Consider the following 3,063-nt stretch of genomic DNA (forward strand, 5'->3'; position numbering starts at 1 on the left):
TCGTCTTCAGGAGTCAGTTGGGGGTCAAGTCGTCTGATGACTTAGTCTACACCCGGAAGCTACTTATAAAGTGAAAAAATATAGTGAGCTTGTCCTATCTCTTATAAAGGCAACGCGCCGAGGAAGGGTAGATTGGAACCAAACCATGGAGAAAAGAGGGTATACCGCACAGGTTAACTTCATAGAGGTCGAACTCTTTCCTCCTGTGGAATCTGAGCATGCCAATGCTCTTATCTCCGCCATTACTGACTACAGCGACACATCAAAAACCAAAAGATCGAAGAGAGAATTTGAATGGAGGCTTGTCGTTAACGATAAGAGTATTAATAAGAATCTTGTAATATATGAGTCTGATCTAGACCATGAGTATTTGCATGAATCCCTTCAGGAAGACTCTCGCCCTACTCTCTATTACCTTTACACGCAAGTAAAACTATGGGAAGAGGAAAAGAACAATAGCAAACTTAACGAATTGATTGCGTATATAAATAATCTTTAGTTGTCGGGCTGATGCTATTTTTATTCGGCTTGTGTGGTGTGACATGCCGATATCCTCTCTCCGCTACACTGATCTCTATGACCCCCAGCGACTTCCTGACCCTCATCCTCACCGAAATTGGCTGGAATCTGGCCGTGTGGGTACCCACCACGCTGCTTAGCCTGCTGTTTATCCGCACGGTGCTGGGCGTCCCCATGCGTGAGCTGGCTGCCGAGATTGAGGACCGCCAAACGGCAGCCATCGGGGCCGTGTTTTTCTGGGCGTCGCTAGGCTTTGCGCTGCTGTTCAGCCGCATGGTGGCCGCGCCTGCACCCATGACCGACCTGCCCTGGTCGCAGGCGTTTGCCTGGCTGGCGCTGGCCGTGGGGCTGTCGCTGGTGCTGTTCAGTGTGGGCGTGTGGGCAGTGTTCGGCACCTTAGCCCGCCGCAAGGGCGAGGGCGTCTCAGGCTACTTGCGCCGCGAACTGGTGGCTGAGCACAACCTGGCGCTGTCGTTCGTGCTGGGGGCACTGTTCCTGGTGCCGGTGGTGGTTGCCTACCACGTGACACTTTAGGGCTGGCGACGTGTGGGCTGGGCAAGTTTGCCTTCCTCCGGCCTGCTCTAGTCTGGGGTCATGCGTCCCCTGACCGTCGCCTTGGCCTGCGCGTTGTTCGCTTCTACCGCGCAGGCCCTCAATCCGCAGGTCGCGCCTTTTATCCCGTCAGGTTTCTCAATGGTAGAGGGCAAGGCGGTAGACCTGAATGGCGATGGCCACACCGACCGTCTGCTGGTCATTGAAGACGGCACCCGACCGGATGGCCCGCGCAAGCTGCTGGTGCTGTTGGGAGGTGCAGATGGCTTTCGCCTGAGCGCTGAAGCCGACAGTGTGCTGTTTTGCCGGGAGTGTGGGGGAACGTGGGGCGACCCCTTGAGCAGCGTGCAAGCGGGACAGGGCTGGATTCGCATCAACCACGACGGCGGCTCTGGCTGGCGCTGGGGCAGCAGTCACACATTCAGCCTGCGCGCTGGCCGCTGGGAACTGACGGCCCAAGAGCAGTACCGCCGGAGCCCCGAGCGTCTGGAAACCAGTTACAGTGTTCCGCCCTCTGAGTGTCAGAACACCGACCTGACCCGTTTCGTCTGCGGCATCTCTCTTCCTGAGACGCTGCTGGTGGCCAGCAAGCGGGCTTACTTTTACCAGGCTCCTAGCCCGGCCAGTCGCGGCAGCAGTTACGTGATTGCGGGCCAGCAGATCACAGTGCGCAAGACCTACCGCACCTTTGTTGAAGCCAGTTACCTGGGGGAGGGTGGCCGCAGTACTCACGGTTTCCTACGCCTGGCTGACCTCAAGCCAGTAGATTTCTAGAGGCCCACCATCCCTGACAAGTCCAGAGCATTTTCTACAGCTGCCCCCGCCGCTGTATTGTCGAAGATCACCCAGACATTTGGCGCTTCGGTGGCCTGAATCTGTGCGGCTAGAGCTTCAAGCACAGGCTGCTCGTAAGCCGAGTAGTACATGCGCGGCGAACCATGCCAGCGGTAGTAGATGGTCTGTGGGCTGCCGCCTGGTTGTGCGGCCACTGGTCCTACCCGCCCAGGCACCGGGTCTGCCGCGACCCGCCCGATATGGTGCTGAATCAGCAGGGCTTCTGCCTCAGCCGTAAACCAGCCTGTGTGGCGCGGTTCGCAGACTGTGGGCACTGGGCTCTGTTCCCGCAGAGCGCTGAAAAAGGCATGGGCAGTCTCTGGGTCAAAGTCCAGACTCGGGGGCAGTTGCACCAGCAGGCAGCCAAGTTTCTCGCCCAGCCCGCTGGCCTGCTCCACAAAGGCGCTCAGACCGGCTGTATCCCCTAACCGGGCCGTGTGGGTCAATGCTTTGGGCACCTTCACGCTAAAGCGAAAGGCGTCCGGTGTGCTGGCGGCCCACCTGGCGTAGGTACTGCGGCGGTGTGGCCGGTAGAAGGAAGAATTGATTTCCACTGCATTCAGCCGTTGGGCGTAGCGCTCCAGCAGGGTGCCCTCTAATTCTGCGAACTGGGCCTGTCCGCTGACGACGCTCCACCCTGCACAGCCCAGATGGATGCCTGGAGTGTTCACGTGAACTGGCCCCCCTTTAGAAAGACAATCTCCATAGATTGTTGCCTTAAGCGCGGGCTGGGGCAAGGCCCTCTGTTTGTACGAGAGAAGACTCCATCTTACTGCGGGCCATCCGGGCCTACATATCGCTCCAGGATCGGTTTCACTCATGCCTTCAGTCTGCCTGACCTTGACTTGGTCATACCGTCAGCCATCCGAATTCGAGGGTTACGGGAAAAATCCTCTGTGGCTGCGCAGAATTCCAGCAGTGGAACAGAGTTGAAATTCAGCTTCAAGATTCCTACAAGCAGAGGGGTTGACACGCCCCCGCGGGGCTTGTATAGTTTCTGAGCCTCAGTTGAGGCGAGCAGCATGACAAACGAAGAGCAATGCGAGAACAAGAGCATAATCCTGTTTTTGAAACACCGAGTCGCACCTACGAGGTGCAGACAACGTTTTTAAATCTTGATGGGTCAAGATACTAAGGGCCCACGGTGGATGCCTTGGC

4 protein-coding genes are annotated in these 3,063 nt (G+C 57.3%); 3 read left to right on the forward strand and 1 reads right to left on the reverse strand.

The features are described from left to right. The first annotated feature begins 70 nt into the window (after positions 1–70). The 3 genes from IE158_RS13215 (at position 71) to IE158_RS13225 (ending at position 1,845) form a co-directional block, all read left to right on the forward strand. Entirely contained in the window at positions 71–499 is a 429-nt protein-coding gene (locus IE158_RS13215; protein WP_189644173.1) for a hypothetical protein, read from the forward strand. Positions 500–576: 77 nt separating this feature from the next. Next, positions 577–1,053 carry a hypothetical protein gene (locus IE158_RS13220; protein WP_189644174.1) on the forward strand — a complete coding sequence of 159 codons (477 nt, stop codon included), beginning with the start codon at positions 577–579 and terminating at the stop codon, positions 1,051–1,053. Between the two features lie 60 nt (positions 1,054–1,113). Beyond that, the gene (locus IE158_RS13225) at positions 1,114–1,845 is read left to right on the forward strand and encodes a hypothetical protein (RefSeq protein WP_189644175.1); all 732 of its coding nucleotides are present in this window, start codon (positions 1,114–1,116) and stop codon (positions 1,843–1,845) included. Here the strand turns inward: IE158_RS13225 and IE158_RS13230 are convergent. Continuing rightward, on the reverse strand, positions 1,842–2,576 hold the full coding sequence (locus IE158_RS13230) for a DUF72 domain-containing protein (RefSeq protein WP_229839134.1): 735 nt from the start codon (positions 2,574–2,576) through the stop codon (positions 1,842–1,844). The two genes, IE158_RS13225 and IE158_RS13230, sit on opposite strands and share 4 nt — an antisense overlap. Positions 2,577–3,063: the final 487 nt, after the last annotated feature.

Origin of the sequence: Deinococcus piscis (assembly GCF_014653275.1) — a bacterium.
In the GTDB taxonomy this organism is placed as follows: Bacteria; Deinococcota; Deinococci; order Deinococcales; family Deinococcaceae; genus Deinococcus; species Deinococcus piscis.

Excerpts from the sequence above, each read along its gene's own strand:
- IE158_RS13220 (WP_189644174.1), top strand. The coding sequence starts at position 577 with ATGACCCCCAGCGACTTCCTGACCCTCATCCTCACCGAAATTGGCTGG.
- IE158_RS13225 (WP_189644175.1), top strand. The coding sequence starts at position 1,114 with ATGCGTCCCCTGACCGTCGCCTTGGCCTGCGCGTTGTTCGCTTCTACC.